General features: G+C 30.6%; 3 protein-coding genes. All 3 read right to left on the bottom strand.

Features of this window, described 5'->3' with window-relative positions:
- Positions 1 to 562: 562 nt before the first annotated feature.
- Positions 563 to 1,798: an MFS transporter gene (locus tag HMPREF2811_RS06955; RefSeq protein WP_210386558.1), complete on the bottom strand. Its 1,236-nt coding sequence runs from the start codon at positions 1,796 to 1,798 to the stop codon at positions 563 to 565.
- A 102-nt stretch (positions 1,799 to 1,900) separates the two neighbouring features.
- On the bottom strand, positions 1,901 to 2,329 hold the full coding sequence (locus HMPREF2811_RS06950; RefSeq protein WP_071408710.1) for an ArsR/SmtB family transcription factor: 429 nt from the start codon (positions 2,327 to 2,329) through the stop codon (positions 1,901 to 1,903).
- Positions 2,330 to 2,666: 337 nt separating this feature from the next.
- Positions 2,667 to 3,188, bottom strand: a complete 522-nt coding sequence (locus HMPREF2811_RS06945; RefSeq protein ID WP_071408709.1) for a ClbS/DfsB family four-helix bundle protein — start codon at positions 3,186 to 3,188, stop codon at positions 2,667 to 2,669.
- Positions 3,189 to 3,698: the final 510 nt, after the last annotated feature.

Below are 3,698 nucleotides of genomic sequence, written 5' to 3'. Positions count from 1 at the left end.
AAGTACATTTTACACTGAATCTAGAAGAAATTTAAAACTTAATTGACGTAGAAGTAAAAGACAACCTATCTAAGAGTATTTTAACCAAGATATTAAATCTACGGATGGAGAAAGAACGGGATGAATACTTAGTTAACGAAGCTTATTAACGTGATCCCAATAGAATGACTTATCGTAATGGCTATTAAGATCGTGACTACACAACACTTTTAATTGAGGTAACATTCAATGAATTTTTAGCAATTTCAATTAAATCTTCAAGTATAACCGTTCCTAAACCTTTGTTTCATTACTGTGGATTTAGAACTATACCCAGCAAACAAACATTTTGTTCTAAGTTCACATCATAAATCATACACACTCCTATATTTTCATTATTTATTCAAACCATAAATAATAAAGTGTTGGTGGTATTGAAAAATCCTATTGTCTTTAATATTGAAATCATTTCTATTATTCCCTTTTTATTTACTTCAATACTATTTATTGTTGGTTCATTATATAAGTTGAACAGAAATTTAGCATGAATTTTTTCACTTCATCATAGGTAATTTCAAATTTATTATTTCTCAACATCAAATACCTCATGAAAATTATTTACAGCTGGGAGTTTTCTAATATTCTCATTTAAAGCCCAGTAAATCGCAACTAGAAGTATAATTATACTTGCAATTAGTATTGCTTTTGGACTTGATAAATACTCTCCTATATATCCACCAAGCAAAGCTCCGAATGGTGCCATAAAGGTAGAAATACCAACCATAGCCCCCATAGCAGAACCAATTTTTTCACTTGGTACAATCATCTGCACCATGGTTTGAGCATAAACATTCACTATACCGACTACGAACCAACCAATAGCATACAAGACAACTGCAACTTTAATATTTGAATCGAAGTAAGAAACGCATATCCAAGCTAAGGACACGATAATCATTCCATAAACATAAAGTTTTCCTAAGGTTACTTCCTTTAGTTTTGGAAAACCAGCAAATAAAGAACCTAGTAAGACACCACCACCCATACCTGCAAGCATAAGACTATAAAAGATCTCATCTTTAGCAAAAGCTGGTAAAACGGCACTTATAGATGTGGCAGAGAAATTTATAAAGACCACACCAAGAATGAGAGCAAAAATCCTAGAATCCTTAAATAAGTCTAAACCTTCTTTAAGACCCTTAAAGTGACTTTTAATTAGAGACCCTTCATTTTTATTTCCTCGTTCATTGTAATGGCTTAGCTTTTTTGATAAAAGGCAAAATAAAAGCCCAGTTAAAATGAAACTGACACTATCAGCGTAAAAAGCGGTCATAAAGCCAAAGATAGATATAATAAAACCTGCTAGGGTGTCAAATATTGCATTAGATCCTTGATAAGCCATAGTCATTAAAGAATTTCCTGTTACAAGTTCTTCTTCGGAAAGAATCTTAGGTAGTAAAGAAATCTGTCCGGGATAAACCAGTTGATTAATCAAGGATATTATTGGCATTAAAACCATAATGTGGTAGACATTTAATTTTTCCAAATAATACAAGGCTGGAATAATTAATATTAAAATAGCTTGTATAAATTGGGATAATATCAAAAACTTCTTCATATTAATCTTATCCAAAATGGGACTTAGAAGCAATTGAACTATGGCAGTTGATGAAGTTAAAAATAGCGTTATACCTGAGTATACTGTAGACCCGCTCATTTGATAAACCAATAGGGTTGAAGCGATAGCATAAAGGCTATCACCAAAATTTGTAATTAGTCGTCCTATAAGTAGGACATAGAAATCTTTTCTTTTAATCATTTTGAACATACTCCTTATATTTAACGTTTAGCTTTTATTGACAGTTATTTCTTTTTTTACCAGTAAGCTTTTACTTACTGGTTTTAAGATATTTATAGATTTTTAAGATAATTTATAAATTTGCACTTGGAAGTTTTCGTCGTCTTCGTCTTCCCTACTATACTTATTTATGAGTTCATTTAATTCTTCTTCAAATGAATCATACACTCTGCTTGGAATTTTGAAAGTTAATTGTTTTTCTTCAAAATTATTGTTGAATATGTTGCTATTTGGTATAAAAGCTTTGGCTACTGGTAAGAAATATTTTTGCGTAATTCCATTAATTAACTCTGTATCCACAACTTCTATAATGCCATTCTGTTCTAATATTTTTAAGTGGTAATGGATTTTTGATCGGCTAACACCTAAAGTATCTGACAAATCCTGAGCCGTTTTAGGTGTGGCTCCTAGGGTCATAATTATTTTAAGTCTTATAGGATCACTTACGATATTTATCTCTTCTAAAGTGTTTAAGATATGAACTTCCTTCAAGAACTATTCCCCTTTCTATGTTTTGTTATTTGTAATATAGCACAACTTTAATTTGTTGTCAAATTTTCTTTAACGTTAAATTTATTGTTTGTGTTACTTTTCTATAAACTCAATAAAATCTTCCTACCATTTACCTTCCTTAAAATTCGCTACTTTAACGTAATGAACTATGCCTATTACTAGTCAAAATATAAAAGCCATTTGAAATTCGTGTCCTTAGCTCCTTTTCACAAGCAAACCGAATAATGTATAATAAACCATCCGAGATAAATCGAATGTATTTTATGGTTTGCTAGATTGGTATTTATTTTTCTAGTCATTAACTCCTTAGCTTAATTTATAAACTCACCATTTTTTTCCATTTTCTAATCTTAGTTCTAAATGTTCCAAATGGTGCTACCGTATTGACATGAATGAATTTGTACACTTCCCAAATAGCTGTTTTTGTTGCGCCATCGGCCCATTTTCTCATATGTGGTTTAAACAATTCTTCATCTGTTAATTCATCTATCATAATATAAATATCCTCTATATTCTGTGATAGTTGTTCTTTTAGTTCCTTTAACGATTTATGAGCATAGGTATCTGTAAACCATTGATATAAGTTTCCAAGTTGATTCCACTTAAATTGATCAGATGGTGTTTTGACATCTAGTCCATTTTTCTCATCTTGTTCCCATTTTAAAATTAAAGAAGTCCAACCTACTTGATAGGCAAGATTTTCTGCTGGCGTTCTATCAACTTCTACCACTCTTTTGTCTTTTAATTCTTCTGGGATATTATCAAATTCTGAAATATATTTTTCAAAAGCTATCTTTATCTCATTTTTTAAAGCTTCCTTACTTTCATAAGTCCTCATATTCCGACCTCCGTAGTTTGTATAGAGAGATTATACTCTAAAATTTACTCCTGACCTTGATTCATCATCCTGTAATTAAACTGTTTCCATTTATTCCTATTTTATAAAAAATCTACCACATCAAACAAGAGTTTTTGTTACAAATTTAAAATTTGATTGGAAGAATTGTTTATGAGATATATCAGTAAATTAATATTAAAAATTCAATCTCAAGTCAAAGAAATCTATAACAATCATGCAGAAACAATATTTAAAAAGCTTGGGCTCTACATTCCAATTAGGAGAAATGGGTAATAGAATTATCTGAAACTTTAGGAAAAGAAGCCAGAGGCCACTTTAACCCATTTGAAATAAGATCAACCTAAAATATTTTGGTTTAAACCATCAAAAAATTGATTAGGAACTGGTGATCCAAGATGAAATGACGAATGTCCATGCTGCGATTCTTCCGAAGACTTAGCTAATTTAACATAATATACGTAAGCGCCCAATAGCCAAGTATATAGAAAC

The organism is Globicatella sp. HMSC072A10 (assembly GCF_001811625.1).
GTDB classification, from domain to species: domain Bacteria; phylum Bacillota; class Bacilli; order Lactobacillales; family Aerococcaceae; genus Globicatella; species Globicatella sanguinis.
Note: the sequence above shows the minus strand (reverse complement) of the source record. Positions and strands in the feature narration are given on the sequence as shown.